This window comes from Exiguobacterium abrahamii, from assembly GCF_015645365.1.
In the GTDB taxonomy this organism is placed as follows: Bacteria; Bacillota; Bacilli; order Exiguobacteriales; family Exiguobacteriaceae; genus Exiguobacterium_A; species Exiguobacterium_A abrahamii.
In genome coordinates this window covers 1-412 of sequence record NZ_JADOYC010000014.1, presented here as the reverse complement: position 1 = coordinate 412, position 412 = coordinate 1, and the positions used below count along the sequence as shown (strand labels likewise).

Below are 412 nucleotides of genomic sequence, written 5' to 3'. Positions count from 1 at the left end.
GGTGTAGCTCAGCTGGTAGAGCAACTGACTTGTAATCAGTAGGTCGCGGGTTCGACTCCTGTTGCCGGCACCATTTTTATCTTCAATGATCACCAGAATTCAATTATGAATGAAGGTTCTACCTTTTATATCCCTGCCGGGGTGGCGGAACTGGTAGACGCACAGGACTTAAAATCCTGCGGGGGTTTCCCCGTGCCGGTTCGATTCCGGCCCTCGGTACCATTTTCATTTTGATGTTTGCTGTTTGATCCTTATATTCCGCACCCTTAGCTCAGCTGGATAGAGTACTTGACTACGAATCAAGGGGTCGGGAGTTCGAATCTCTCAGGGTGCATTTTCGGGAAGTAGCTCAGCTTGGTAGAGCACTTGGTTTGGGACCAAGGGGTCGCAGGTTCGAATCCTGTCTTCCCGA

The 412-nt window shown here is 50.2% G+C and carries 3 tRNA genes; all 3 read left to right on the top strand.

Annotated features, from left to right (window positions below):
* The first annotated feature begins 135 nt into the window (after positions 1-135).
* The 3 genes from ITJ88_RS16190 (at position 136) to ITJ88_RS16180 (ending at position 412) form a co-directional block, all read left to right on the top strand.
* Positions 136-222, top strand: a tRNA-Leu gene (locus ITJ88_RS16190).
* Positions 223-260: 38 nt separating this feature from the next.
* Positions 261-334, top strand: a tRNA-Arg gene (locus ITJ88_RS16185).
* Positions 335-338: 4 nt separating this feature from the next.
* Positions 339-412: transfer RNA gene (locus ITJ88_RS16180), tRNA-Pro, on the top strand.